The 26,181-nt window shown below is 36.9% G+C and carries 22 protein-coding genes, 2 pseudogenes and 1 other annotated feature; of the genes and pseudogenes, 19 read left to right on the top strand and 5 right to left on the bottom strand.

Translation table 11 applies throughout. The annotated features are described in order from the left end of the window. Positions 1-252 precede the first annotated feature (252 nt). The 3 genes from NGR58_RS05350 to NGR58_RS05340 all read left to right on the top strand — a co-directional run bounded on the left by NGR58_RS05350 (position 253) and on the right by NGR58_RS05340 (position 960). The gene (locus NGR58_RS05350; RefSeq protein ID WP_258088581.1) at positions 253-483 is read left to right on the top strand and encodes a hypothetical protein; all 231 of its coding nucleotides are present in this window, start codon (positions 253-255) and stop codon (positions 481-483) included. 80 nt (positions 484-563) lie between these two features. Beyond that, positions 564-719 carry a hypothetical protein gene (locus NGR58_RS05345; protein WP_258088580.1) on the top strand — a complete coding sequence of 52 codons (156 nt, stop codon included), beginning with the start codon at positions 564-566 and terminating at the stop codon, positions 717-719. A gap of 61 nt (positions 720-780) precedes the next feature. After that, on the top strand, positions 781-960 hold the full coding sequence (locus tag NGR58_RS05340; RefSeq protein ID WP_258088579.1) for a hypothetical protein: 180 nt from the start codon (positions 781-783) through the stop codon (positions 958-960). A gap of 35 nt (positions 961-995) precedes the next feature. Here NGR58_RS05340 and NGR58_RS05335 read toward each other — a convergent pair whose 3' ends face one another. After that, positions 996-1,949, bottom strand: a complete 954-nt coding sequence (locus tag NGR58_RS05335) for an AraC family transcriptional regulator (RefSeq protein WP_258088578.1) — start codon at positions 1,947-1,949, stop codon at positions 996-998. A 225-nt stretch (positions 1,950-2,174) separates the two neighbouring features. On the opposite strand from NGR58_RS05335, the gene NGR58_RS05330 reads away from it, so the two are divergent. The 10 genes from NGR58_RS05330 to argH all read left to right on the top strand — a co-directional run bounded on the left by NGR58_RS05330 (position 2,175) and on the right by argH (position 13,320). After that, entirely contained in the window at positions 2,175-3,182 is a 1,008-nt protein-coding gene (locus NGR58_RS05330) for a glycoside-pentoside-hexuronide (GPH):cation symporter (RefSeq protein WP_345791599.1), read from the top strand. A 2-nt stretch (positions 3,183-3,184) separates the two neighbouring features. Further along, complete coding sequence (locus NGR58_RS10250; protein WP_345791600.1) at positions 3,185-3,583, top strand: MFS transporter; 399 nt, start codon at positions 3,185-3,187, stop codon at positions 3,581-3,583. A 34-nt stretch (positions 3,584-3,617) separates the two neighbouring features. Beyond that, positions 3,618-5,585 carry a glycoside hydrolase family 127 protein gene (locus tag NGR58_RS05325; protein ID WP_258088577.1) on the top strand — a complete coding sequence of 656 codons (1,968 nt, stop codon included), beginning with the start codon at positions 3,618-3,620 and terminating at the stop codon, positions 5,583-5,585. 846 nt (positions 5,586-6,431) lie between these two features. Next, positions 6,432-6,755, top strand: coding sequence for a hypothetical protein (locus NGR58_RS05320; RefSeq protein ID WP_258088576.1), 324 nt, complete (start codon positions 6,432-6,434; stop codon positions 6,753-6,755). Between the two features lie 383 nt (positions 6,756-7,138). Continuing rightward, entirely contained in the window at positions 7,139-7,510 is a 372-nt protein-coding gene (locus NGR58_RS05315) for a hypothetical protein (RefSeq protein ID WP_258088575.1), read from the top strand. 139 nt (positions 7,511-7,649) lie between these two features. Then, positions 7,650-8,417, top strand: a complete 768-nt coding sequence (locus NGR58_RS05310; RefSeq protein ID WP_258088574.1) for a DUF1542 domain-containing protein — start codon at positions 7,650-7,652, stop codon at positions 8,415-8,417. A gap of 246 nt (positions 8,418-8,663) precedes the next feature. After that, a complete protein-coding gene (locus tag NGR58_RS05305; RefSeq protein ID WP_258088573.1) occupies positions 8,664-9,995 on the top strand; it encodes a gluconate:H+ symporter in 1,332 nt (443 codons plus the stop codon). Between the two features lie 214 nt (positions 9,996-10,209). Beyond that, a complete protein-coding gene (locus NGR58_RS05300) occupies positions 10,210-10,527 on the top strand; it encodes an SWEET family sugar transporter (protein WP_258088572.1) in 318 nt (105 codons plus the stop codon). 180 nt (positions 10,528-10,707) lie between these two features. After that, the gene (locus NGR58_RS05295) at positions 10,708-11,931 is read left to right on the top strand and encodes an argininosuccinate synthase (protein WP_258088571.1); all 1,224 of its coding nucleotides are present in this window, start codon (positions 10,708-10,710) and stop codon (positions 11,929-11,931) included. A gap of 15 nt (positions 11,932-11,946) precedes the next feature. After that, positions 11,947-13,320, top strand: a complete 1,374-nt coding sequence (gene argH, locus NGR58_RS05290; protein WP_258088570.1) for an argininosuccinate lyase — start codon at positions 11,947-11,949, stop codon at positions 13,318-13,320. 87 nt (positions 13,321-13,407) lie between these two features. On the opposite strand, the gene NGR58_RS05285 is transcribed toward argH, so the two are convergent. Then, positions 13,408-13,608 carry a hypothetical protein gene (locus tag NGR58_RS05285; protein ID WP_258088569.1) on the bottom strand — a complete coding sequence of 67 codons (201 nt, stop codon included), beginning with the start codon at positions 13,606-13,608 and terminating at the stop codon, positions 13,408-13,410. Continuing rightward, on the bottom strand, positions 13,608-14,585 hold the full coding sequence (locus tag NGR58_RS05280; RefSeq protein WP_258088568.1) for an AraC family transcriptional regulator: 978 nt from the start codon (positions 14,583-14,585) through the stop codon (positions 13,608-13,610). The genes NGR58_RS05285 and NGR58_RS05280 overlap by 1 nt, the downstream gene beginning before the upstream one ends. A 313-nt stretch (positions 14,586-14,898) precedes the next feature. Here NGR58_RS05280 and NGR58_RS05275 point away from each other — a divergent pair, with 313 nt between their 5' ends. From NGR58_RS05275 to NGR58_RS05260, 4 genes and pseudogenes are all read left to right on the top strand, one after another. Further along, positions 14,899-16,254 carry an MFS transporter gene (locus tag NGR58_RS05275; RefSeq protein ID WP_407077146.1) on the top strand — a complete coding sequence of 452 codons (1,356 nt, stop codon included), beginning with the start codon at positions 14,899-14,901 and terminating at the stop codon, positions 16,252-16,254. 19 nt (positions 16,255-16,273) lie between these two features. Then, complete coding sequence (locus NGR58_RS05270; protein ID WP_258088566.1) at positions 16,274-18,244, top strand: glycoside hydrolase family 127 protein; 1,971 nt, start codon at positions 16,274-16,276, stop codon at positions 18,242-18,244. Between the two features lie 209 nt (positions 18,245-18,453). Next, a pseudogene (locus NGR58_RS05265) lies at positions 18,454-19,368 on the top strand (magnesium transporter CorA family protein). Positions 19,369-19,430: 62 nt separating this feature from the next. Continuing rightward, positions 19,431-19,698, top strand: a binding site (T-box leader). A gap of 99 nt (positions 19,699-19,797) precedes the next feature. Further along, positions 19,798-20,931, top strand: a pseudogene (locus tag NGR58_RS05260) (5-methyltetrahydropteroyltriglutamate--homocysteine S-methyltransferase). Positions 20,932-21,176: 245 nt separating this feature from the next. On the opposite strand, the gene adhP reads toward NGR58_RS05260, so the two are convergent. Then, on the bottom strand, positions 21,177-22,193 hold the full coding sequence (adhP, locus tag NGR58_RS05255) for an alcohol dehydrogenase AdhP (protein WP_258088565.1): 1,017 nt from the start codon (positions 22,191-22,193) through the stop codon (positions 21,177-21,179). Between the two features lie 271 nt (positions 22,194-22,464). Here adhP and NGR58_RS05250 point away from each other — a divergent pair, with 271 nt between their 5' ends. After that, entirely contained in the window at positions 22,465-24,243 is a 1,779-nt protein-coding gene (locus NGR58_RS05250; protein ID WP_258088564.1) for an oleate hydratase, read from the top strand. Between the two features lie 45 nt (positions 24,244-24,288). After that, entirely contained in the window at positions 24,289-24,753 is a 465-nt protein-coding gene (locus NGR58_RS05245) for an ASCH domain-containing protein (RefSeq protein ID WP_258088563.1), read from the top strand. A gap of 136 nt (positions 24,754-24,889) precedes the next feature. Here the strand turns inward: NGR58_RS05245 and NGR58_RS05240 are convergent, their stop codons facing one another. Continuing rightward, positions 24,890-25,939: an AI-2E family transporter gene (locus NGR58_RS05240; protein ID WP_258088562.1), complete on the bottom strand. Its 1,050-nt coding sequence runs from the start codon at positions 25,937-25,939 to the stop codon at positions 24,890-24,892. Positions 25,940-26,181: the final 242 nt, after the last annotated feature.

Here is a 26,181-nt window from a genome sequence, read left to right as displayed (position 1 = left end):
TCCGTATTTTATAAGGCGGAATACCTTGTAGATACATTGTGACAGCTTCAATTTGTACTTCTTTTGAAAACATAGTAAAACCCCGTAAGTTTTGGAAATTACTCCAACTTACGGGGTTCAGTTCAGACCCACCTGATTTTGCTGCAGAAGCGATCGAGACAGTTGTTACCCAGGCTGAAAAGATGGCAATGAACGGAATTTAATTATAGTAAAATTTATTAATAAGGTATTAACAAGTTAGGATGTAATGATATGGATACTAAGATTGAAGAATTAAAGAATTTTATAACAAAAGCAGAAAAAGTTGGAGGACATGTGAATTATGATGATCTTTACAAAGAATTTGTAGAGAAAAGAGGCTGGACAAGTGGCACATTGAGTGGACTTTTAAATTCACTTAATGAAAAAACTGCCTCTGGAAATAAATCGTATAAAAATGGTGGGGAAGTAGTTACTAATAAGAACGAGCCAAAAGGATCTTAACAACGAATTAGATAACGATGAATTTGATAAAGAGATGGTATGAACGTAGGCTAGCATTTTATCAAATATCAACTCGTAGGATGACAAATACTTTACCCCTAATGCGAACAAAAGCTGCATTGTACCACCAACTAATTGCTGCAGCTATTTCTACTCATAGTGGTGAGGAAGCAAAAAAATTAATGACGATGCACATTGAGTCAATGATTTTCCCCTTGGTTAAAGAACAAAAATAAAAAGGCATATGAACTGAACCCCGTAAGTTGTAGTAATTTCCAAAACTTACGGGGTTTTACTATGTTTTCAAAAGAAGTACAGCTTGAAGCTGTCACAATGTATCTAAAGGGTGTTCCAACTTCTGAAATACAGAAAAAATTTAACATTAAAGGTTGCGTAATTATGACATTTTATGAAGGCTCTTTACAAACATTAATATCAGTCGCTTTGCATAGAAAACAAACAAAATTGCAAGAATAAAGGACATGTGTAAATACAATCTAGTATTTCTAGAACTAATATAAAAATTTAAATTTGGCATCGACAGTTTCAGTAATTGAATCAGCAATTCGTGATGGTATTGGGATGAACGGGTCAATATGATTGTTATTTAAGTGGATATTGCTATACAATCTACGGTACTCATTAGGTGATAAACCGGTTTCTTTTTTAAAACGACGCATTAACATTTTAGAGTTAGTAAAATAAGAGTTATAAGCTATCTCTTTGATTGACATTTCAGTCCTAACTAAAAGAGTGGATGCCACGTCAATTCGTTGCTTGTTAATGTATTGAAATACGGTCATTCCTGTATTCTCCTTAAAAATTCTTGTTAGGTAATCTCTATTTAAATTTATATTTTTAGCAACATTTTCAACATTTAGTTCGTTAGACATATTGGCACGAATCCACTCTTTTATATATTTAATCTTGTCATCCTTATTATCTGAGGTATTTTGTGTGACATAAGCATCGAACAATTCAACTAGAAGAGCTGAAGTTAAAAAATCACGTTTTTCCATAAATGTGATTTTTTTCTTTGTAGATAGGATTTTATGAATGGTAACAATAATATCCTCGTAATCGGGTAAATTAAAAATAATTGGTAGCGTCACACTATTATTACGTGATTCGTTTGTTTTTAATTTATTGATTATATCGTCTTCATGTGCCTCTATAATGGAAACTTTCTCTTGGGGAAAGAAATGCAACCAGTAGAAATCTGCCCCATTAGGGCTTGTTTTATATCCACAGTATGTAGTAAATGGCGGAACAATCAAAACTTGATTAGATTCTATATTATATTTGTGATTGCCAACTTGCATATACATTGGCCCCTTTATACAAAAAATTATTTCATAATCTCCTTTATGATACAAAGAACGATGTTGCCAGGGTTCTGTTACTTGGAATTCCCCGCCCATATAATATAAAACTGGCTTTTCAAGTGTGAACGAAAAAAACTTCATAATTTACTCCTTATTGTGTATGTTTAATGTCGTAAATAGATACCTTATGTTTGGTTATTGAACATAAAGGATATTAATGAGTCGTAAATAGATACCATTAATAATATTATAGTACTTTTTTTCACAAATGTAAGCGCTTAATATATACATGTAAACAATTTCAATGTGCACTAAAGTTGTTTGAATTTTTACTTTGTATTTTGAACTCTAAAGGAGAATTGAATAATGGAAAGTATAGATAGTCATACAAAATCGACAAAGGCGTTAACGCCAGAGCATGCTAATGTTAAACTGCCGATTTCAGAAAAAATTGGTTATTCGTTCACTGATATGGCTGGTAATCTACTATACGTTACAATTACCAGTTATATTCTTTACTTTTATACAGATGTATTTGAAATATCAGTTGCTGGTGCTGGTATGATTCTATTAATTGCTAGAGTTGTTGATGCCATCAGTGCCCCTATTTGGGGATCAATTGTTGATCACACACATACAAAATGGGGTCAAAGTCGTCCTTTCTTTCTTTGGTTAGCGATACCATTTGCGATAGCAACTTTTTTAGCATTTACTGCACCAAATCTTCACGGTACAGCTAAATTAATTTATGCGGGAGTGACTTATATTTTGGCTGCTGGAGTCATTTATACAGGTGTTCAAACACCAATAACGGCCATTTTACCAAGTCTTACTTCAGATCCTGCTGAAAGAATTAGTGCAAATACGTGGAGAATGGCAGGAGGATCTATTGGAGCGTTTATCACTAGTAGTTTTGCATTACCATTGATAGCATTCTTTGGTAAAGGGAATGACAAAGTTGGATTTATGTGGCTTACAGCGTTATTTGGAATTATTGGTATCGCAATGTTGTTTTATGCTTTTACTCACTTAAAAGAACGAACAGTTGCTATTACAAAGCCAATACCTTTTAAGGATAGCTTAAAGGCAACTGTAGGTAATAAACCTTGGTTTATTTTAGTTATTTCGTTTGTTATTTATTGGATTGCTCAGTCTGATCGAAATGGAATTGCTGTTTATTATGCAAAATACAATTTAGGAAACGAACAATTAACTTCAATATTCAATGGCGTTGGAATTTTGGGATTATTTGCTACAATTTGTATTCCATTAATTGTCAGAGTTACTAATAAAACAATTACAATGTTAATTGGTTTAGCTATTGGAGCTTTTGGTCAGATTATGGTTTTTTTGCGGGTGATAATTTTGCGCTAGTTATCACAGCTTGGACTATTGGTACTTTAGGAGCTGCAATCGCCTGTGCGATGCCATTTGCTATGTTAGCTGATACAGTTGATTTTGGTGAGTGGAAAACTGGTATTCGGGCTTCTGGGTTCTTAACGGCTGTTGGGTCAGCATTTTGTATTCAATTAGGTTCCGGGTTCGGAAGCTTTATTCCATCAAAGATTATGGCGGCCGCTGGCTTTGTTGCAAATAAAACACAGTCAACCGCTTCTCTTGCATCCATTAGATTCTGTTTCGTTTGGTTGCCGGTTATTATTTACATCATTGTAGCCGCCATTATGTTACTTTATATCAAGTATGAGAAAAATGAACCTGTTGTTAAAGCTGATTTAGATAAGCGGCATGGACTTGTAACACAAGAAGAAAAATAATTATGTAACGATCACAAATGCAGAAAGGTAAAAAATGGAAACTGCAGAAAAAATAGAACTTAAAGAAGTTTATATTACTTCAGATTTTTGGAATAACTATCGGGAACTTGTCGTAAAAGAAGTTTTACCTTACCAATGGCAAGTAATGAATGATACTGCAAATGTAGCAATTTCAGCTGACCCTCAAAATAATGGCCGTGATAAAAATAGTCATGCAGTTGCAAACTTAAAAATTGCGGCTGGAGAAATGACGGGGCACCATTATGGATTTCCCTTTCAAGACACTGATGTGTATAAGTGGTTAGAGGCAGCAGCCTATTCATTTAGTTATCATCCAAACCCAGATTTACAGAAGATTACTGACAATTTAATTGAGTTGATTGCCTCTGCGCAGGACGATGATGGGTATTTATCTACTTATTTCCAAATTGACGCACCTGAACGAAAGTTTAAGAGGTTGCAACAATCTCATGAACTCTACACAATGGGACATTATATTGAAGCTGGTGTCGCCTATTACCAATCGACTGGTAATGAACTTTCTTTGGAAATTGCTACTCGGATGGCTGATTGTATTGACAGTAACTTTGGAAATGATGAAAATAAAATTTCCGGATATGATGGCCATCCAGAAATAGAACTTGCATTGTCTCGACTTTACGAACAGACTGGACAGAAAAAGTATCTTGCATTAGCAAAATACTTTTTAAAGGAACGTGGGAAAGATCCAGAATTTTTTGATGAACAGGATAGGGTCGATGGTTGGGATAATGATATTTTACCAGGTATGCGAGACTTACCGCGAAGCTACTACCAGGCTGCAGAACCAATTTCTGAACAAAAAACAGCCGATGGGCATGCTGTTCGTGTAGTTTATTTATGTACTGGAATGGCGTATGTAGCCCGATTTACAGGCGATGAAGAATTATTAGCTGCCTGTCACAGATTCTGGAAAGATATTGTGCGTCGGAGAATGTATATTACTGGTAATATTGGGTCTACAACAATAGGAGAAGCATTCACCTATGATTATGACTTGCCAAATGATACTATGTATGGGGAAACTTGTGCTTCAGTTGGTATGGCATTTTTTGCTCGACAAATGCTAAAAATTGAGCCTAAGGGTGAGTATGGTGATGTTCTTGAAAAGGAACTTTTTAATGGCGCATTAAGTGGTATGTCTCTAGACGGGAAACACTTTTTCTATGTAAATCCACTTGAAGCTGATCCTATTGCAAGTAGAGGAAATCCTGGAAAGTCGCATGTACTAACTCATCGAGCTGATTGGTTTGGTTGCGCGTGCTGCCCAGCTAATCTGGCAAGGTTAATTACTTCACTGGATCAATATTTGTATACCATTGAGGGTAATGTAATTCTTTCACATCAGTTTGTTTCTAATGAAGCAACTTTTGGTGACGAAGTGAAGATAGCACAAACAAATAATTTTCCATGGGATGGAAATATTCATTACGAAATCAAAGATGAACGACATATACCATTTACATTAGGTATTCGTATTCCTAGTTGGTCAACAAATTTTGATTTCCGTGAAAATGGCCGAAAAGTACGTCATCCAGTAGTAGATGGATTTATTTACATTGAGATTAGTGATTCAACTACGATTGACTTAGATCTAGACATGGAAGTAAAAGTCATGAAAGCAAGTAATCGTGTCGCAAGTGATTTTGGTAAATTGGCTATTCAACGTGGGCCAATTGTCTATGCGGCAGAAGAAGTTGATAATTCCGCACCTTTGTGGTTGTATAAAGTGACACCAAATGCAGAAACTACTTATAAGTTTAATGATAGCCTCTTTAATGGTAATGGTGTAGGAATAATACAAATTGCAGCAACTAAAGAGACGTTGGAGAAGGATGGCACGCCGCTTTATAGGGAAGCAACTACTCAAGAGGAAAATTCTGTCGATATGAGACTAATTCCATACTATGCATGGGCTAATCGAGAAAATGGACAAATGCGTGTGTGGCTAAATGAAAAATGATATGAGACAGGTAATGGCATGGAAAGGGGGCGATATTAAATCAACATTATCAGTTAATTTAGCAAATTAACTATCTGAAATAGTTTCCAGAATATGGAGCCTTTTATGGAACATTTGAGACGTAGAATTTATCAGCCTGGACACAACATGTCTGATGAAAATGGATTTCGAATAGATATTATTGAAGCTGTAAAAAAATGGAGATACTACTTATTTGTTTTCCTGGAAGGGAATTTGTTTCAGAGTATAATTGTCAAGATGATAATGGGTCAGAAAGAACGTTGTCTAGTTCGTTTAGATTTAGCTTGGCATAGTATTGAGACAAGCCAGCTATAAGAAACCTAATTTGCTGGATATAATATACATCAGATAAATGAAGATCAGTCTATGAACCTGCAAACTTTGAAAAATATATCTGTTAGTGACATTAAAGCTTATACAAAACTTAATTCACTTTCTTGGAATATGATTCGAATTAAGGCTGAATCTTAGTTTAAAAAATTACTTTGCAAATTTGATCCCACTTTACTAAACCTAAAACATTAATATAGAATAACTGAGGACCTTAGGCTTTTTGGTCCACGATACCCGACTTGAATATGAGGCAACTTAATTCTTCATGAATTTGGTTGCTTTTTGAGTTGTTCGTCCAACATATTAACATTAGAGAGGCAGCGACAAAACTCAATTAAACAACTAATATTAGAGTGGTTCCTAATACTAAATTCATCAAATGGTATTGGTGATATTTTTTAAGAATTAGTTTGAATCAAAATATCAAATATATATTTTAATTATGACAGCATGAAGCTATCGAAAAAATATTTGGTATTGGAGAAACAGACAATGAATAATACAGTAGTATACGATATGATTGGCCAGTATGTCGTACCAACGATTACAGAATGGTCAGGTAGTAAAAATAATGACAAACTATATAAGATATTTGAAGGAGCAGTTGATGTCATCGGATTACGTCCAGCAAAGAATGGCAGAATAGGGTATGATGCCTGGGTTAGAGATGATGCATTAGCAACCGGTATGGCAAGTGCCTATCGTATTCAGTTTGGTGATGAATACTTTGGAATGGCTCTGTTACCACAGGTGGGAACAGGTATAGTTGTTTTAGGTGTAGATGAATCTGGGCGGACATTCGGACTAACAGCTTAACAAGCACAAGAAGTACATAATAATCTAGTCGTAGAAAAATGGCAGGTGGCTCATCATGAATAAGATGCGGTCGCTAACTGAAGCCTTAATTAGTCAAGTTTCAAAAATGAATCCAATAATTAAAATCACTGATTTCTATCCAATGGAATCAGTGTTTTTTATTTGGAAGAATTGGATGTTGCGGGCCTTTCACAATTTTTATCGGATGATAAAGAGAATTGTATTAGGGTAACTTACATAGCAGCTGATGCAAATGAATATGAATTCATCATTTGGGATGTCTACTCAGAGGAAGATGATTATTATGGCCGAATATTTGTGGCAAACCAGCAACTAATTAGGTTTTTGAAACCAGATAAAAATTGGCAGGAGGCAAAATACGAATGAAAGAAACAATGCCAAATTGGTTGCCGAGCAATAAAAAAGTAATGACCTTAGAAGAGTCATTAGTTAGTGATTTATTGTGGTTATTGCGATGGCCTGGTTGGGTGTATAAGCGGGTACGTGTGGTAGAAGTATCAGAAATGAGTAGCTACATTTTAATGGCAGATGAGTTACCCGCAACATTAGTCCCATCTTTTGTGGATGGTTCAGGAAATTTGGAAATTAATACTGTGTCAGCTGTACTAAGCAATCAACAGCAAAGCATGACTATTCAGTATAAGGATCGTAATCAGGATAAAGTACTAGGTAGAACCTTTGTAATTGCGGATGATATAGATAAAGAACAGAAGAAAGGTGAGGGATGGACATGAGCAACTTAATTATTTAGCTAGGAAAGGCTATCACAATAGTTGTAGCAAACAAACTTATTGAGGTGTTGAAAGATGAATAAAAAGGCCAGCTTGTTACGTTAATAGTGATTATATTATTGCTAAGCAACATCAAGTGGGGATGAGTATTAATAAGCAAAAGGCGCTTGCTAAAGATAAAATTCAAGTAACGGCCAATGAGACAAAGTTGGCTATCGATAACGATCCAACATTAACTGCTAAGCAAAAGCAAGGTCAAAAGGCAGCAGTTGATCAGGAAGTACTTTTAGCAAATCAAAGAATAGATCGTGCACAAGCTGTTGATGATATTCAACAAGTAACGATAGTTGGTGTCAATACGATTAAGGCACGGCATCAAGCTGGCCAAAACGTTGATAAGCAAAAAGACCAAGCTAAGGTGGATATCATTGCTGAAGGTAATAAAATTAAGCATGATATTGACAATGATGAATCGCTTACTGTATCCGAAAAATCAAAACAGAAGCATGCCGTTGATGTTGCTGTACAGCACGCTTTGCAGGCAATTGATGAAGCAAAAAACGCTGACGAGGTTAATACAATATTGAGTGAAGGAAAGGAGAAAATTGATAAACAACACGTACCTGGTACGAATTATGGTCATGTGACGGAGCCAAATTCATATCCATATCAACATGCAGAGACTGGTGCCAAAACAGTTATTCATGTAACTGAGGATGAAAAGCAACCATCATCACATGCTATTGATCACAATAATCAAGTTCATAAACCAGATAATGTAAAACTACCAAATACTGGTGTTCAGTCAATTGATGAAAAACAGGGAACAATAGCAATGCTAGTTGTATTATTAGCTAGTTTATTGGGCACAACAGGTGGAAAAGGTAAGAAGCGTGACAATAAAAATTAATATGTGACAGGATATACACAAGCAAAATTAAGCTTTGCCCCATAGAAAAAGTGGTCTGATGATAGAATCAGACCACTTTTTTATGATGAAAATAATAATTAATAATATGTCAAGTTTTTAGTCAATAAATGACGGAACATAGTTGTCCCATAATGGAACGTTAAAGTACTAGCTAATAGTAATGTAAACGGTTACACTATGATAGTGATAGATTTTATTATGTTTATTTTATAGGGAGATTTTATTATGCCATTGTTTTGGGTATCGGTAGGCATTGTTTTATTGATTTTACTTATTGTGAAATTTAAATTAAATACATATGTCTCATTGTTAGTAACCGCTGTCTTTTTAGCTCTAGTATTAGGAATTCCAGTTGATAAAATTGGACCAGCTATCGAAACCGGTATTGGCGGCCAACTTGGTCACTTAGCCATTGTTTTCGGTTTAGGATCAATGATTGGAAAACTTGTTTCTGATACTGGTGGTGGTTATCGAATTGCGCATACACTAATTCAGAAGTTTGGCCGTAAGCAGATTCAAATTGCGATCATTCTAGCTTCATTTATTGTTGGTATTGCGTTGTTCTTCGAAGTTGGGTTAGTTGTCCTACTACCAATTTTGTTTGTAATTGCTAAAGAGTTGAACGTGCCATTGCTTTACTTAGGAATTCCAATGGCTGCAACTTTGAATACCGCACATGCATTTTTACCACCACATCCAGCACCAACTGCCGTTGCAGGTGTGTTTGATGCAAGTATTGGTCAAGTGTTGTTGCTTGGTATTATTGCAGCGATTCCAACGATTATCATTGCGGGACCAATTTTTAATATGGTACTGAAGAAGGTTTATCCAAGTGCCTATCATAAGGAAACACCAAATGTTTTTGGTGAATTTAAAACATTTGCAATTGAGGAAACACCTGGCTTTGGTATCAGTATTTTAACGTCAATGATGCCAGTTATTTTAATTGGGATTGCAACGATATTAGATCCATTCTTGGCTAATAAATCAGTTATTGGTCAAATCGTTGGTTTTATTGGTAGTCCCGATATGGCAATGCTACTGTCGCTACTCTTTGCATTATTTACAATGGGTATTTTACGTGGCGTTAAAATGTCAGAAATTGGTAATACGTTAACGGAATCAATTAAGCAAATTGCCATGATGCTATTAATTATTGGTGGTGGTGGTGCTCTTAAGGAAGTATTGATTGAAGGTGGTATTTCAGATTATGTTTCAGCACTATTTGCTAACACATCAATGTCACCAATCATCGCTGCTTGGTTGATTACCGCTGTACTACGTGTTAGTTTGGGATCTTCAACGGTTTCTGGAATTACAGCTGCGGGATTGATTGCACCATTGGTTGCTAGTTCTTCAGTTAATCCAGCTTTGATTGTTTTGGCGATTGGTGCCGGTTCAGTATTCGCTGATCATGTTAATGATGCTGGTTTCTGGATGATCAAAGAATATTTTGGTTTGTCATTAAAGGAAACGTTGTTATCTTGGACAACGCTAACTAGTGTTCTGGCACTTGCCGGATTAGGTTCAGTGCTATTACTATCATTGTTTGTATAATTATTTAAGCAATAGAAAATTAACTGATTATTTAAATCGTGCAGTAGCCAAACTCATTATGAGTTTGGCTACTTTTTTGTATATAAAATGTACATATTAACATCCTGTCATAAGTAAATAACATTTAAAAAAATTAACCCTTGCATAATATCTAAATGCGACTATCATATATGTCGGACATACTTTTAGCTTTAGGAGGCAATAAACAAGAAAAATGGACAGCGGAACCGATAAATCTAGTGACAGACGGCGCTTTATTGATGTAAGTAGTAGGGTTACTATTGTGAGGTTGATTAGTATATTAGCAACCATTATGTGTGTGCTCATGTATTTATCGTATATAACCGAAATTCAAAGCAACCTTGCTGGCAATCCAGTACCCCTTGTTCAGCCACTAACTATGATGTTAGATGCCATACTGTGGGCTGGATATGGATGGTTAAAAAAATACCGAGATTGGCCATTAGTGATATCAAATGTACCAGGCGTATTCTTAGGTATTGTGACTATCATTACAATATACGTTCATTAAATTTGAATATAATTAATAGAGACAAAAGACTGCTGACGATGTTCGGTAGTCTTTTTTATTAGTTGTAATATGCATTATAAAGTGAATATACGCTTTACTTATGAATAAAAGGCAAAAAGAGTTGCATTTAATGTATATTTATACTATTATTTATAAAACGTTCAAAGAGAGGGAATTGTTATGAGTAATGAGAAAGTTGTTTTAGCTTATTCTGGTGGTTTAGATACGTCAGTCGAGATTGCCTGGTTAAAAAATGCTGGTTATGATGTGATTGCATGTTGTATTGATGTTGGCGAAGAAAAAGATTTAGATAAGATTCAAGCCAAAGGTAAGCAAGTTGGTGCTATTGAATCAGTTGTCATTGATGCACAACAAGAATTTGCGGAGAAGTATGCATTAGTTGCCTTACAAGCTCATGCTTATTATGAAGGGGAGTATCCATTAATTTCAGCATTGTCACGACCTTTGATTGCCAAGAAGTTATTTGACGTTGCTAAGCAATATGGGGCAACTGCGATTGCCCATGGTTGCACGGGTAAGGGAAACGACCAAGTCCGTTTTGAAACAGAAATCCATGCCTTAGCACCTGAGATGAAAATTGAAGATCCTATTCGTGATCAACACATGTCGCGTGAAATGGAAATCGCCTATGCTAAAGAAAATGGTATTCCAGTTCCAATTACAACCGCAAGCCCATATTCAATTGATGAAAATCTTTGGGGACGTGCGAATGAATGTGGTGTTTTGGAGGACCCATGGGCCACAGCACCTGAAGACGCGTATGAGCGTACAACTGCTTTGGAAAATACGCCAGATGAACCGGACTATGTTGAAATTGCCTTCGAACAAGGTGTGCCAGTTGCCATTAATGGGGAAGAATATGCCCTAGCCGATTTAATTAAAGAATTAAACCAGGTGGCAGGTAAACATGGTATTGGGCGGATTGATCATGTTGAAAATCGTTTGATTGGTATTAAGTCACGTGAAGTTTATGAAGCACCAGGTGCAGAGGTGTTACTAAAAGCCCATAAAGATTTGGAAGATTTGACGACGACTAAGGATCTTGCCCATTTCAAACCAATTATTGAAAAAGAAATTGCTGATACAATTTACAATGCTTTGTGGTATACACCTTTGTTTGATTCATTAAAGGCATTTATTGATGAAAGCCAAAAAGAAGTGAATGGTGTGGTCCGTGTCAAGTTGTTTAAAGGTAATGTGATTTGTGAAGGTCGTCAATCAAAGAATTCACTATATAGTCTAGATTTGGCAACATACACGTCAGCTGATGATTTTGATCAGGAATCAGCTGCCGGATTCATCAAGCTATATAGCTTGCCTTCAGTTGTGCATGCGCAAGTGCAACAAAAATTAGCAGATGCAGAAAAAGTTATTTTAAAGTAGAAAGTAGGCAAAATAATGGCAACAAATCAAATGTGGGGTGGCCGTTTTGAAAAAGGAAATAGTGCAGATGTCGTCGCTTTTAATGCATCAATTTCCTTTGACCAACGTTTAGCAAAACATGATTTGAAAGGTTCAATTGCCCATGCAAAAATGTTGACGCATACCAAGATACTTTCCGAAACGGAAGGTGCGCAAATTGCTGGCGGATTGGAAAAGTTATTGAAAAAATTAACTGAGGGAGAGTTAACTTTTTCTGATACTTTCGAAGATATCCATATGAATATCGAGCATTTGTTACAACAAGAGATTGGGGATGTTGCTGGTAAGCTACATACAGCACGTAGCCGTAATGATCAAACAGCCACTGATATGCATTTGTTTATGAAAGATGAAACGGTACAAATCATTGCATTACTAGACGATTTGCTAAACGTCGTGGTGACAAAGGCTGACGCTAACGTAAACACACTGATGGCAGGTTATACGCATTTGCAACATGCCCAACCTATTTCATACGCTCACTATTTAATGGCATATTATGAAATGTTTACTCGTGATAAGCAAAGATTTGAAACAGCTTACCACAGCACAAATCAATCACCCTTGGGAGCAGCTGCTTTAGCAGGGACGACTTTCCCAATCGATCGGGAGGATAGTGCACAAGAATTGGGCTTTGCGGGCAATTATCAAAATTCAATTGATGCTGTTTCTGACAGGGATTACCTGTTAGACTTCCTACACGCTGCAGCGACTTTAATGATGCATTTAAGTCGTTTCTGTGAAGAGATTATTCAGTGGAATTCTTATGAGTTCGGGTATATTGAAATTAGTGATGAATTTGCTACCGGTAGTTCAATCATGCCACAAAAGAAAAATCCAGATGTTGCTGAATTGATTCGCGGAAAAACTGGCCGGGTCTATGGCTCATTGTTTTCGTTGTTGACGACTCTAAAAGGGTTGCCGTTAGCTTATGACAAAGATTTACAAGAGGATAAGGAAGGCGTTTTTGATACGATTGACACGGTGAAAGCTTGTGTCTCATTGTTTACGGAAATGTTGGCAACTATTCAAGTGAAATCAGATAAATTATCAGCTTCATTGCAGGATGATTTTTCGAATGCGACCGAGTTGGCAGATTATTTAGCTGACAAAGGGTTACCGTTTAGACAAGCGCATCAGGTGGTTGGCAAGTTAGTCCATTACGGGATTGCCAATAACTTACCCTTACAAAAAATGTCATTAACACAGTTACAAGAATTTGAGCCATTGATAGCAGACGACGTTTATGGCGTACTTGACCCAGAAAATGCGGTCGCTCGGCGAATTTCTTTGGGATCGACTGGCTTCGAACAGGTGAAGTATCAGATTAAACAAGCACAAAAAAGTTAGCTGGGGAATGATGCTAATAAAAACACATGAGTTAGATAATACTGTCCAGTGAGACAAATCTAACACATGTGTTTTTTGTTACCATTATTATTTTTTTGACTGGCGATGGCGATTATCATGTGCCAGGCTTAAGTAAATTAGAATTAACATGATGGCGGCGCCACTGATTGTATAAAGATTGTTAACTATCTTATGATCAGCAACTGCCCAAGCTAAGTAAATGAGGGCGATTTGTAAAAACCATGAGATAAGTGATTGGCCGGCGAAAATTTTATTGAACAGTTTCATTATTGGGTACTCCTTTTGGTATGTGCATTATTATCAGGCAAATTACCATTTTCTGGAATATAGTCAAGTATATCTTCAATACGTTTGGGAATTGGAATTTGTGGATCAATATGCGGATTATTTTGATGAACTAGCCGATAAGCTTTTCGGTAATCGGTAGGTGACAGATTGGTCGTCGCTTTGAATTTATGTGCGAATATTTTCGGATCGGTAAAATAAGCAGCTGCTGCAATTTGCTTAATCGACATTTCTGTTCGGATTAATAATAATGAAGCAACTTCAATTTTTAGATGATTCAGATATTGCAACGTTGTCATCCCCGTATATTTTTTAAATAATCGGGTTAGGTAATCTGGGTTTAAATGGACATGGGTAGATATCTCTGCAACAGATAATGTTGCGGAGATATTAACACGTATCCATTCCTTAATATAATTAATTTTCGAACGTTCATCAGTTTGATTTTGTGATAAGAATTCTTTAAATAAATAGATGAGTAGCGTTGAAGTTAAGTAATCACGCTCATCGATGTAGGATAACTGATTATTTATTGATAACATTTGATGTACAAGAATCAAAATTTGTTGATCATTTTCTAATGTGAAGTGTTGCGGTAAAGCAATTTTTTGGTGTGTATCTTTCGCTGATTGCATGTGGTCGATTAATTTTGTGACTGTACTGGTAAATATTTTTTCTTTGTACTGTGAAAAGAAGTGAAACCAGTAAAAATCAACAGGATCATCACTTTTACGAAAACCTCCAAAGTGGGTGAATGGTGGAATGACTAAGACATCATGAGCCTGAAGTATTACCTGTTGCTGTTCAATTTCTAAGTAAATGGGGCCTTCAATGCAAATAATTATTTCATAATCACCTTGGTGGAACATTTGCTTGTGTTGCCAATGCTGGTTGCTAATGAATTCACCACCTTTATAAAATAACATGGTCTTGTCTAGCGTAAATGTAGAGAAAAGCATAAAATCTCACCTCAATTTAAAAAGTCGGAAATAGTCACTTTATATCGTATATGAACTTCACGATATTTCTGTATATAATACTATGATAGTAAATTATTCACTTAATGTACCTGAAATTTAAAGTAGTCGGAAATGATTACCTTATGTGCAATTATAAATCTTTTTCAATTTTTTGAAAACGGTTACAATTATTTTGTGAATAGGTAATCAAACGATTGATTATCAGCAGAATAATTAGAGGGAGACAATTATCATGGATTCAAATACGAATACTAATGATCGAGTGGATAGTGAAGTTGATGCAGCAAAAAAGATGTTAGCACAAGACAAATTACCATTTCATCGTAAAATTACGTACGGATTTACAGACATGTCAGGTAACTTACTGTACTGTATTATCAGTTCATATATGTTATATTTTTTTACCAATGTTTTCGGCCTTTCTGTCGCAGTTGCGGGAGTTTTACTATTAATTGGTCGTATCTTTGATGCGATTGGTGCACCAATTATGGGAATTTTGGTTGATCATACACATAGTAAATATGGAAAGAGTCGACCATGGTTCTTATGGGGAGCACTACCATTTGCAATATTTGTTTGGTTACTATTTACAACACCGGATATTAGTAATACGGCTAAGATTATCTATGCTGGTGTTATGTATATTTTGGCTGATTTTTCATATACTGCTATGTCAACACCGATTACATCGGTCTTGCCTAATTTAACAACAAATACAGATGATCGGATGCAAGCTAATTCTATTCGTCTGGTTTTGGGGAATGTTGGTAATTTCTTTGCAGTGACATTCATTATTCCATTTGCTGACTTGTTAGGTCAGGGTAACGATCAACGAGGCTGGTCATTAGCAGTTGGTATTTATGCAATTGTGGCATTTATATTGTTGATTATTGCGTTCTTTGACATGCGTGAGAAAAATATTGCTAAAGAAAAAATCATTAGTATTAAGGAAAGTTTGAAAGCCACTAAAGGTAATTGGCCATGGTTAATTATTGTTTTGGCTAACTTGGCTTATTGGACAGCATATACGGTACGAAATGCAGCATTACCTTATTATTTCCAATACAACCTAGATGACAAATCGTTAATTTCGTTCTTTAACGGGTTCTCAATTATCCAAGTAATTGGTATGGCTTCAGTACCATTTGTGGTGAAGCTATTACACAAATGGGGGTCAACAGTATTTTTCCTTTCTTTGACAATTGTTGGTCAAATTTGGTTGGGACTAGCAGGTAGTAATATAACTTCAGCATTAATTGCTTGGTGTATTGCATGTATTGGTGCTGGATCAGCATGTACCATGTTTTTTGCCATGGTGGGTGATACCGTTGACTTTGGTGAATGGAAAACAGGCATCCGTGCAAATGGTTTCTTAACGGCTATTGGTGCAGCATTTTGTATTCAAATGGGCTCTGGGTTAGGGTCGTTTATTGTTTCTATGTTATTAGATAGTGTCGGTTTCGATGCATCACATGCTGCACAATCATCAAGTAGTTTAACAGGTATCAACCTATCTTTTGTTTGGGTACCAATCATTATTTATGTCATTAGTTTGGTACTAATGATTGCTTACCGTAAGTGGGAGCACCATGAACCAATCGTTCAAAAAGAGTTGGCTGAGCGGGAAATTGAAGCAGAAAAAGATTAACTGAAAGGATTTTTAAAATATGAATGATCAAGAAACAATTCAACTAAATCAAGTGAAAGTGACGTCAGAATTTTGGCAACGTTATCGGGATCTCGTTGTTAAGGAAGTATTACCTTATCAATGGGAGGTTATGAATGATCAAGCAAATATTGATATTGCTGATGACCCGCAAAATAATGGTCAAGACAAAAATAGTCATGCCATTGCTAATTTGAGGATTGCAGCTGGACGTGAAACGGGACATCATTATGGTTTTCCCTTTCAAGATACAGATGTTTATAAATGGCTAGAGGCGGCGGCTTACTCATTTTCATATCAGCAGGATGATAATCTGAAAAAAATCACCGACGAATTAATTGATTTGATAGCTGATGCACAAGATGAGGATGGCTATCTATCGACTTACTTTCAAATTGATGCTCCTGAAAGAAAATTTAAGCGTTTGCAGCAATCGCATGAATTATATACTATGGGCCATTATATTGAAGCGGGCGTTGCATATTATAAAGAAACCGGGAATATAAAGGCCTTGCAGATTGCTGAACGCATGGCGGATTGTATTGATCAAAATTTCGGATTGAGAGAAAATCAAATTCATGGCTACGATGGGCATCCAGAAATCGAGTTAGCCTTGGTTAGACTGTTTGAGGTAACACAAGAGCAACGTTACCTTGATTTAGCGCATTATTTCTTAAATCAACGTGGCCAAAATCCTGAATTTTTTGATGAGCAAATTAAATCGGATGGTGAAGACCGTGATTTAATAGCTGGTATGCGCGATTTTACGCGACGTTACTATCAGGCAGCAGAACCAATTAAAGAACAGCAGACAGCTGATGGACATGCGGTTCGTGTTGTCTACCTATGTACTGGTATGGCGATGGTTGCTCGTCATACTGGTGATCAAGACTTATTAACGGCATGTAAACGATTTTGGAATGACATCGTCAAACGCCGTATGTACATTACGGGTAATATTGGATCAACAACAACTGGAGAAGCTTTCACCTATGACTATGATTTGCCGAATGATACGATGTATGGCGAAACTTGCGCTTCAGTAGGTATGTCTTTTTTTGCAAAAGAAATGTTGAAAATTGAAGCAAAGGGCGAGTATGGGGATGTTTTGGAAAAAGAGTTATTCAACGGTGCATTGAGTGGGATGTCGCTTGATGGTAAACACTTTTTCTACGTTAATCCATTAGAGGCAGATCCAATAGCCTCAAAGTTAAACCCAGGAAAATCACACATTCTGACGCATCGTGCAGATTGGTTTGGCTGCGCTTGTTGTCCGGCAAATTTGGCACGATTAATTACGTCAGTTGATCAATATATTTATACGGTACATGATAATACGATTTTAAGTCACCAGTTTATCGCAAATAAAGCAAACTTCAGTGATGGTATTACTGTGACTCAGACCAATAATTTCCCATGGCAAGGGAATATTAATTATCATCTTGAAAATGATAATCACAAATCATTCCAGTTTGGTATCCGGATACCTCAGTGGTCGCAAGACAAGCTAAGTGTTTCAGTTAATGGTAAACAAGTTGATGTTACAATCGAGGACGGCTTTATTTACTTAACCGTGGATCGAGCTAATATTGATATTGAGTTGACGTTGAACATGCCAACGAAATTGATGCGTAGTAGTAATCGCGTGAAAGATAATTTTGGTCAAGTTGCCGTGACACGTGGTCCACTAGTTTATGCGGCTGAAGAGGCTGATAATGAAACGCCTCTTTGGAATTATCATGTTGTTACCGATGATGATGTGACGACCTATGCTTATCATGAGGATTTGCTTGGTGGTGTTGGCGTTATAGATTTGCCAGCGACAAGAGAACGGCTTGATTCTGCGGATGGCGCATTGTATCAGACATTAGAGGAAGCACCGATTAAGGATAAGACTCGGTTAGCATTAGTGCCATACTATAGTTGGGCTAATCGTTCAAATGGCCAAATGCGTGTTTGGCTATATAGATAAAAGTATTAACAAATTAATCATCTAACGTGTGACTGAAAAGCGGTTTACCCTTTTCAGTCACACGTTTTTAACAATAGATACATTGGTTAATTCTATTTGCCATTATAATTATTAGTGTTATTAGATAGTTTGTTGGGTGTGTACTCACCTCTAAGTCATTACTGGTATAATGAAGGTACGAAATGATATGAAAAGAGGGGTCAATACGTATGTATCAAGAACATGCCGTTTTAAACGGGTTACATTGGGTTAGTATTATTGATCCAACACATGATGATATTCAAAAATTACATAAAAAGTTTGACTTAACACCTAAATTTCAATCATACGTACAGGATCCGCGCGAACGTTCACGTTATGATTATAATGAAGCGACAGATACTAGTATGCTGATTTGGCAAGTTGTTGTTAAAGATGAATTGGACCAGGAATACCATGTGATACCGGTAAGTTTCATTGTGACGTCTGACACGTTGATTTCGACTGTGCCTGAACGAGCGCAACGGGTCAATGATGAACTACAACGTTTATTTACTTAAAAAAGTAAGCAACAACAAAGTATAATCACGATTTTATTGCAACTGTTGTGGCATTTAAATGACCAATATATGGATCAAATAGATGATATTAATGCAATCCGTGCAGACTTAGCAAAATATCGTAAAAATCCCGCAAATAAACAGATTGAAGCGCTGGCATCGCTTAGTAATCAATTAGTACACTTAACCACAGCTACCGATAATAACGTCATGGCTATTAAACAAATGAAACTGAGTGGGGATGCTGATTCTGATGCAGTGTCATTAAATAAGCGTGAACGTGAGATGGTAGCTGATGTAGAAATTGAAACAAATCAGAGTCAGCAGATTACGCAAGATACTTCCGATCTGGTTGAACGGTTATCTAATACGTATAACAATATTCTAAATAATTCATTGAATGACACGATGCGTTTTTTGACAGTGTGGTCACTTATTTTGGCAGTGCCACCAATTATTTCAGGATTCTACGGCATGAATGTGCATTTGCCATTGGCTGTCGGCCGATGGGCTTGGTTAGGTACGTTGTTTATGACAGCTGCGTTGATTGTTGCGGTGGTGTGGTTAGTGCATCGAAGAAAATAATCTTCTAATTTTTAGTGTTGACAAAAGGCGGCCTCTATCTTATCATTTATGTAAATTAATTAGTTTTTGCTGAGAAAAGATGAGTAATTGATTAGCGACTTTTTGACAGAGAACCACATAGGGTGAAAGGTGGTAAAGAAGCGTCGATGAAGATGGTCTTGGAGTGCAGACAAACAGTGAGTTTATTAAATGTTATATGAGCTGTTTGCGGGTTCGCCCGTTATCGCGGACAGGTATAGCTAGTATTAGTGTACCTGCTGAGGGTATTATTTAAAAGGTAATACCAAATTTGGGTGGTACCACGTGAACAATTAACATCACGTCCCTAGAGCACAAGAAAGTTTTTGTGCTCTAGGGACTTTTTTAATGCAATTATCAATTAACCATGGTCTTGTTTACTAGTATTTATTAGAAAGAGGGTACTTAATTATGGCAACATTAACAGCAACAAAATTACATTACGATATTGTCGGCAGCTTTTTGCGACCTGAAACAGTGAAAAAAGCTCGTGCAGATTGTGCAGCAAATAAGATTAGTCAAGAACAATTAATGGCAGTTGAAGATGAAGCAATTCGTGATTTGGTCGCTAAGGAAATTGACGCTGGCTTGAAAATTGTGACCGACGGTGAATTTAGACGTAGTTACTGGCATCTAGACACTTTCTGGGGATTTTCTGGTATCGAACACACATATGCTAATCATGGCTATTTGTTCCATGATGAAGAGACCAGAAACGATTCTGCTCAGGTAGTGGGTAAGATTGCTTTTAATCCAGAACATCATGATTTGAAAGCTTTTAATTTTCTAAATGAATTAGTAAAGGATCAACCAGGGGTGACTGCACGACAGAGTATTCCATAACCTGCCCAATTTTATGCTGAGTTAGCGCGTGGTGCCGAAAATGAAGCTGCTCTGCAAAAGTACTATCCTAATCAAGAGGAGTTAGTACAAGATATTGGTAAAGCGTATCATGATTTGATTTTGGCATTATTTGATGCGGGTTGTCGTGATGTGAAGATTGATGATTGTACTTGGGGCATGGTAGTCGATGGTGATTTTTGGCAAGAAATGACCAATGGTGAGTTTAACCGGGATGCCTTACAAGACCTTTACTTAACATTGAATAATGCAGCCATTACGGACTTACCATCAGATTTGCGCATTAGTACCCACATTTGTCGTGGTAATTATCATTCTACGTGGGCCGCTAAAGGAGGTTATGCACCAGTTGCGGGCCACTTGTTTGCACAAGAAAAAGTGGATGCTTTCTACCTAGAATTCGATGATTAACGCTCAGGTGATTTTGCACCATTAGCTGAAGTACCAGCAGGCACACAGGTAGTTTTGGGACTGGTTACTAGCAAACAACCGGAACTGGAAACTAAGGAAACATTGCTGCAACGAATTGACGAAGCAACTCAGTACGTTCCCTTAGAGAACTTGTCATTAAGTACGCAATGTGGTTTTGCTTCAACTGAAGAAGGTAACCAACTGACTGAACAACAACAGTGGGATAAAATTCGACTGGTTGTTGATACAGCGCAAGAAGTTTGGGGAAATTAGTATAAAAGAGGTTGGGACAAAACAACGGTCCCAACCTCTTTGTGCTAAAAATGCATTAATTATAAGGCTATAATTTTTATAGCATAAACGCGTTCCAAAAGTCTGAAGCCTCAATGTAACACAATTTACGCCATTCTTGTCCTTCGCTTTGCTTCGGCCAACAATGACGCAAATAGTGTTACACACCGGCTCCAAAGCGACTTTTGTCACGCTCTTTTCTTACTATAGATAGAAATAGTGATTAATTAATGTGTGAAATCAACAACCATACGTCCAACGATTTGGTTGTTTTTCATTTCATCAATGATATCATTGATTTCTGATAATTGACGTGTTTGGACGATAGGCTTAACACGCTTTTCAGCACCAAATTGGAAGGCCTCTGCTAAATCCTGACGCGTTCCAACTAATGATCCAGCGACTTTAATACCATCCAGTACAGTCTTGGAAATGTTCAATCCCATATCTCCTTGAGGTAGGGCAATGGCAACCAACGTACCATCAGGACGCAAGGCGTTAACTGCGGCTGTAAATGAATCGGGGCTAACAGCTGTGATGATCGCACTGTGGACGCCACCTACTTTATCTTGCAAAACTTGTGAAGCATCTTCATGAAGCGAGTTGATTGTTAAATCGGCACCTAAATCTTTAGTGGCTGCTAATTTATCATCATCAATATCAACTGCGGCAACATGAGCGCCGAAGACATTGTGAGCATATTGCACGGCTAAATTACCTAGGCCACCAGTACCAACAACTTCGACCCATTGACCTGGCTTTAAATCACCAGTCTTGAGTCCTTTGTAGACAGTCACACCAGCACAAGTTAATGAAGTTGCTTCGATTGGATCAAGCTCATCTGGTACCTTAACTGCATAGTCAGCTGGGACAATGCATTCCTCAGCCATGGCACCATCAACATTAAATCCTGAATTTTTAACATTACGACAAAGCGTCTCGCGACCAGTGGTACAGTATTCGCAATGGCCACAGCCTCGATAGAACCAGGCGACAGATACGCGATCACCAATATTTAGATTCGTCACGCCGTCTGCAATTTTAGTTACTTTACCAACGCCTTCGTGGCCAATAATACGACCGGGAACTTTACCAAAATCACCAGCGGCAACATGTAAATCTGTGTGACATATACCACAATATTCCATTTTTACAAGTGCCTCACCGTATTTTAAGTCGCGTAATTCTACATCTTTAATGTCCACGTATCCATCACAATTATCTCTAACAACAGCTGCTTTCATCGTTCTATCCTCCAAAACTATTTTGTTATATCTAAACACCTAAAGCATAACAAAATAGGGTATAAAAGTAAAGTGAAAACAATCACAAATTGAGTGACCTATAATAGCTAATTTATTTAACAACGTGTTAAACAAATTAGCTGCTATTGTATAGTGAATTTTCAATTAAATGTGTGTATTCTAAAGATAAGGGATGCTAGTTAAAGGGTATTTCTTAAGTATTTTTGTTTTGAAGGACCATGGTTTTGTTGTACGAAAGAGGGGGAAATTTATGAATTACAGTAGTGGTAATTTTGAAGCTTTTGCACACCCACGGAAGCCAGAAGGTGTTGATCAAAAATCAGCTTATATTGTCGGTGGTGGTTTAGCCGGATTATCTGCAGCGGTATTTTTAGTTCGTGATGCTCAAATGCCGGGTGAGCAAATTCATGTTTTAGAAGAATTATCGGTACCAGGAGGATCACTAGATGGTACTGAACGACCAAATATTGGTTTGGTCACGCGTGGTGGTCGTGAAATGGAAAATCATTTCGAGACCATGTGGGATATGTATCGGTCGATTCCATCATTAGAAATTCCAGGTGCATCATATTTAGATGAGTTTTATTGGTTAGATAAGGATGATCCAAATTCATCAAACACACGTTTAATTTATAAGCGTGGTCAACAGGTACCAACTGATGGTCAGTATACCTTAGATGAAAAATCAGTTGAACTTATCAAACTGATTATGACACCTGAGTCAAAGTTAGGACGAACAACGATTGAAGAATTCTTTTCACCAGAGTTCTTTGAGAGTAATTTTTGGGTGTACTGGGCAACCATGTTCGCTTTTGAAAAATGGCATTCAGCTGTGGAAATGCGGCGCTATACGATGCGGTTCATTCACCATATTGATGGCCTGCCTGATTTTATGGCGTTAAAGTTTAACAAGTATAATCAATATGATTCAATGGTTTTGCCAATTATCAAATATCTTGAAGGTTTTGGCGTTGATTTCCAATACAATACAACGGTAGATGATATTGACGTTGATATTGATGACGAAAATAAGACCAAGACTGCCCGTAAACTATATTTGCATGTAGATGGCGAACAAAGGGAAGTTAAATTAACACAGAATGACTTAGTATTTGTCACGAATGGTTCAATTACTGAAAGTTCAACTTATGGTTCACACCATGAAGCAGCACCAGTAACTCACGAATTAGGTGGAAGTTGGACACTTTGGAATAATCTAGCCCAACAATCTGAAGAATTCGGTCACCCAGAAGTATTTTATGATAATTTACCAGATCGGAGCTGGCATGTTGCAGCGACCTTGACGATTAAGAATACGGCCTTAGATCCTTATATTGAGCGTCTAACTAATCGTGATTTGCATGATAATAAAGTGAATACAGGTGGTATTGTTACCATCACAGATTCTAACTGGTTAATGAGCTTTGCCGTCCATCGCCAACCGCATTTTAAAACGCAGGCTGAAAATGAAACTGTTGTTTGGGTATATGCTTTGTATTCTGATACAAAGGGAAACTTCATTGACAAGACGGTTGTTGAAAGTACGGGTGAAGAGATTACACAAGAGTGGCTATATCACCTAGGAGTACCAGAAACAAAAATTAAAACGTTGGCCAAGCAAGATAGCGTGAATGCTGTACCCGTTTATATGCCATTCATTACGTCATACTTTATGCCACGAGTTGCGGGTGACCGTCCAGCAGTGGTACCGGATGGCTCGGTAAACTTAGCATTTATCGGTAATTTCGCTGAATCACCAACACGTGATACGGTCTTTACAACAGAGTACTCGATTCGAACTGCCATGGAATCAGTTTATTCATTACTAAATGTCGAGCGTGCCGTACCGGAAGTTTATAATTCAGTTTATGATATTCGAACATTACTACGTGCGGTGTACTATATGAACGATAAAAAGAAGTTAGCTGACATTGATTTGCATCTGCCTAAGCTGGTTCAAAAGACTGCTTTGCGTAAAATTGATGATACTTGGGTGGCAGAGTTGCTTAAGGAGGCTGGCCTGCTTTAATATCTTGATACTAGTTGTAAGAAATTAACTTTAGGAGAAATTAACGTGCCAAGTACTGAAATTAAAAATTATTGGGAAAAATTTTGTCGGGCTAATCAACTGGACACGACAACGGCCTATTCAGCATGGGCATATGGCAATAGTCCTGAAATGGCCAATGATTTAGCAGATTTGACTGTTCGTGGTGTTAAAACGGCGACAACTTCGGCGGCCGAGCTATATGAGTTTGGTGAACCTAAACCGTATGTTGGTGAATATAATATTATTTTAAATGGTGATCAAAAACCGGTTTGTATTACACGAACAACTGTCGTCGAAACGATACCTTATGATTTAGTGTCAGCTGAACATGCGTATCATGAAGGTGAGGGTGATCGCTCATTAGGCTGTTGGCGTAAGGTCCATGAGCCGTTTTTTAAACAAGAGTATGCACAAATGGGTCAGCATTTTCATGAAAAAATACCATGTATTTGTGAAGTATTTGAAGTTGTGTACGGTTCTGTCGACTAGCGTTTGAACTGGACGCTAAGCCATATAATTTAAGAAAGAATATATAAATAAAGTCATAAATAAACAGACGTTGATAACAGCACCTACTGGATAGGTCGTTAGTTATCAACGTCTGTTTGATTATAGCGATAAAAATTTACTTTGTCTCTGTCGCATTAACTTGTGATGAATGCTTGGAAATTGATGCGTCTTGTACGCCGAGAATACTTAGGATAAAGGCAACGATTGGGACACCAATAATTAGTCCCCAGGCACCTAATAAATGCTCCATGACAATGATTGTTGCAAATGTTAAAAAGATTGGTAATTCTGTTCGAGTAGCCATTAATCTTGGGTGCAAGAAGTATGATTCAAATAGATGAATAATAGCAATTAAAATCCAAACTTCAATCATACCAGTCCATCCCAGCGCCGCGAATGAAATGACGCTTAATGGAATTAATGAAATCAAAACACCAGCAATTGGGATTAGGCCAAGAATAAAGATTAATAGCGCCATGACTAGAATACTAGGAACCTTCAGTAGGCTCAAACCAATTACCATTAGTATGGTATTGATAAAAGCAATGGTCATTTGTACTTCGATAATGCTTCCTAGAATTAAGACAAAAGTGCTTGTTAGTTCATAAACATTAGTGAAAAATTTAGGATAATTTGAATTAACAAATTGTGTGCCGAAAATGCGTAATCTTTGCCATGAAATGGCGAAGATAAAACTCAGAAAGATTGAAAGCAACACTTTAGAAAGCACACTACCAATAACATTTAGTGTATCCCAGCCACTCTCAAGCAGGGTCCGCCAATTTTTAGTCACCTCATTCAGCAAATCCAGATTTTGATAAGTGTCATTGAGGTACTTTTTGACATCTGGAAAATTTTTCATGAATTTCATGACTTCGTCAGGAATAATGGCAAATTGATTGACTAATGTGGGCACGATATACATAAAAGCTGTAACAAAAATAACTATACTAACAGTGAAGAATATCAACACCGAAAAACCATAAGGAATTTTAGTCCAACGATTAATTTTACGTGCACTTTTGACGGCTAAATAACTAAAAATGGTCGTTAATAGCACAATGCTAATTAAATCACGAATAATATATAAAATAACTAAAATAAAAATCAAGGCAATTAGTTTCTGAACATCGGCCCGCTTAAATATTTTTTTTAAATCTGTCACGTGCACTACCTCATTCTTCCTATAAGAACCACTCTACTTATAAATCTTATTTAATTATAGACATAGTTATGACGAAAAGTGCAAGCAGGTTATTGATTAGGAAGTAAAAAATCAGTTAGCTAATCGATGATTGTCCAGAAGATAACTCTTGTGAAATGTTATGATAACATAGCGTTATGCACTTTAGTTGGTGAACTAATAACGTATAAGTTGTGAAGTAAATTTAAACAATGTTCGTTTAT

The organism is Weissella fangxianensis (assembly GCF_024718545.1).
Classification (GTDB): Bacteria; Bacillota; Bacilli; order Lactobacillales; family Lactobacillaceae; genus Weissella; species Weissella fangxianensis.
The sequence above is the reverse complement of the archived record's forward strand: the minus strand, read 5'-3'. Positions and strand labels throughout refer to the sequence as shown.

Bases quoted from the DNA above. Each gene is read 5' to 3' on its own strand.
- NGR58_RS05350 (WP_258088581.1), top strand. From the start codon at position 253: ATGGATACTAAGATTGAAGAATTAAAGAATTTTATAACAAAAGCAGAA.
- NGR58_RS05345 (WP_258088580.1), top strand. From the start codon at position 564: ATGACAAATACTTTACCCCTAATGCGAACAAAAGCTGCATTGTACCAC.
- NGR58_RS05340 (WP_258088579.1), top strand. From the start codon at position 781: ATGTTTTCAAAAGAAGTACAGCTTGAAGCTGTCACAATGTATCTAAAG.
- NGR58_RS05335 (WP_258088578.1), bottom strand. From the start codon at position 1,949: ATGAAGTTTTTTTCGTTCACACTTGAAAAGCCAGTTTTATATTATATG.
- NGR58_RS05330 (WP_345791599.1), top strand. From the start codon at position 2,175: ATGGAAAGTATAGATAGTCATACAAAATCGACAAAGGCGTTAACGCCA.
- NGR58_RS05325 (WP_258088577.1), top strand. From the start codon at position 3,618: ATGGAAACTGCAGAAAAAATAGAACTTAAAGAAGTTTATATTACTTCA.
- NGR58_RS05320 (WP_258088576.1), top strand. From the start codon at position 6,432: ATGAATAATACAGTAGTATACGATATGATTGGCCAGTATGTCGTACCA.
- NGR58_RS05315 (WP_258088575.1), top strand. From the start codon at position 7,139: ATGAAAGAAACAATGCCAAATTGGTTGCCGAGCAATAAAAAAGTAATG.
- NGR58_RS05310 (WP_258088574.1), top strand. From the start codon at position 7,650: ATGAGTATTAATAAGCAAAAGGCGCTTGCTAAAGATAAAATTCAAGTA.
- NGR58_RS05305 (WP_258088573.1), top strand. From the start codon at position 8,664: ATGCCATTGTTTTGGGTATCGGTAGGCATTGTTTTATTGATTTTACTT.
- NGR58_RS05300 (WP_258088572.1), top strand. From the start codon at position 10,210: ATGGACAGCGGAACCGATAAATCTAGTGACAGACGGCGCTTTATTGAT.
- NGR58_RS05295 (WP_258088571.1), top strand. From the start codon at position 10,708: ATGAGTAATGAGAAAGTTGTTTTAGCTTATTCTGGTGGTTTAGATACG.
- argH (WP_258088570.1), top strand. From the start codon at position 11,947: ATGGCAACAAATCAAATGTGGGGTGGCCGTTTTGAAAAAGGAAATAGT.
- NGR58_RS05285 (WP_258088569.1), bottom strand. From the start codon at position 13,608: ATGAAACTGTTCAATAAAATTTTCGCCGGCCAATCACTTATCTCATGG.
- NGR58_RS05280 (WP_258088568.1), bottom strand. From the start codon at position 14,585: ATGCTTTTCTCTACATTTACGCTAGACAAGACCATGTTATTTTATAAA.
- NGR58_RS05275 (WP_407077146.1), top strand. From the start codon at position 14,899: ATGTTAGCACAAGACAAATTACCATTTCATCGTAAAATTACGTACGGA.
- NGR58_RS05270 (WP_258088566.1), top strand. From the start codon at position 16,274: ATGAATGATCAAGAAACAATTCAACTAAATCAAGTGAAAGTGACGTCA.
- adhP (WP_258088565.1), bottom strand. From the start codon at position 22,193: ATGAAAGCAGCTGTTGTTAGAGATAATTGTGATGGATACGTGGACATT.
- NGR58_RS05250 (WP_258088564.1), top strand. From the start codon at position 22,465: ATGAATTACAGTAGTGGTAATTTTGAAGCTTTTGCACACCCACGGAAG.